This window comes from Sphingomonas sp. FW306-1B-B10E, assembly GCF_058782005.1.
Map to the genome: position 1 here is coordinate 1 of NZ_JBYSXG010000122.1, position 1,038 is coordinate 1,038.

The window sequence follows — 1,038 nt, forward strand, 5'->3', positions numbered from 1 at the left end:
CCACCCCAACCCCTCCCCTAAAGGGGAGGGGCTTAGAGAGTTGCCAGTGCTACGCTGTCCTCCTATCTCGGCGGAAACCGGTACAAAGGGCAGCACATGACCACATTCGACGATCGCGAGCGCGCATTCGAGGCGAAGTTCGCCCGTGACGAGGACGTCGCGTTTCGGATCAGCGCGCGCCGCAACCGCCTGCTCGGCCAATGGGCCGCTGCCAAGATGAAGCTCACCCCCGAAGAGACCGACGCCTATGCCAAGGCGGTGGTCCAGGCCGATTTCGAGGAAGCGGGCGATGAGGACGTCGTGCGCAAGCTGCACAGCGACCTGCTCGCCGCGGGCGTCGAGATCGACGACGCGACGATCCGCCAGGCGATCGAGGCGCAGACCGTCGAGGCGCGCCGCCAGCTGATGGGCGAAGCCTGATGGCGATGGCCGCGGCCGAGATCGAGGAACTGATCCGCGCGGGCATCCCTGATGCCCGGGTCGAGATCACCGACCTCGCCGGCGACGGTGACCACTATGCAGCGCGCGTCGTCGCCCCCATGTTCAAGGGGATGCCGCGCGTGCGCCAGCACCAGGCGGTTTATGCAGCGCTCGGCGGGCGCATGGGCGGCGTGCTCCACGCGCTCCAGCTGACCACCGAAGCGCCAGAGGAGTAAGACAAGTGACCGACGACGTTCAGGCGCGCATCCAGGGGCTGGTCGACGCCAATCCCGTCCTGCTGTTCATGAAGGGCAGCCCGCTCTTCCCGCAATGCGGATTTTCGAGCCGCGCGATCGCGATCCTCAATCATTTAGGCGTCGAGTTCGAGAGCGTGGACGTGCTCCAGGACCAGGGCGTCCGCCAGGGGATCAAGGCGTTTTCGGACTGGCCGACGATCCCGCAGCTCTATGTGAAGGGCGAATTCGTCGGCGGATCGGACATCATGATGGAGATGTACGAGAGCGGCGAACTCGCGCAATTGCTCGCCGACAAGGGCGTCGCGGCGCAGAGCTAATTTTGCCTGTCCCCTCCCTGCAAGGGAGGGGCTCGGGGTGGGTA

Annotated in this window: 3 protein-coding genes; all 3 read left to right on the forward strand. The window is 65.7% G+C overall.

The features are described 5' to 3' along the window. The first annotated feature begins 96 nt into the window (after nucleotides 1-96). From AC3WJI_RS21670 to grxD, 3 genes are read left to right on the forward strand one after another with little or no spacing between them, the layout of a single operon-like run. On the forward strand, nucleotides 97-420 hold the full coding sequence (locus AC3WJI_RS21670) for a DUF1476 domain-containing protein (protein ID WP_492759375.1): 324 nt from the start codon (nucleotides 97-99) through the stop codon (nucleotides 418-420). Beyond that, entirely contained in the window at nucleotides 420-656 is a 237-nt protein-coding gene (locus AC3WJI_RS21675; protein ID WP_492759376.1) for a BolA family protein, read from the forward strand. Before AC3WJI_RS21670 ends, AC3WJI_RS21675 begins: the two co-directional genes overlap by 1 nt. Before the next feature lie 5 nt (nucleotides 657-661). Beyond that, nucleotides 662-994, forward strand: coding sequence for a Grx4 family monothiol glutaredoxin (gene grxD, locus AC3WJI_RS21680; protein ID WP_492759377.1), 333 nt, complete (start codon nucleotides 662-664; stop codon nucleotides 992-994). The last annotated feature ends 44 nt before the right edge of the window (nucleotides 995-1,038 follow it).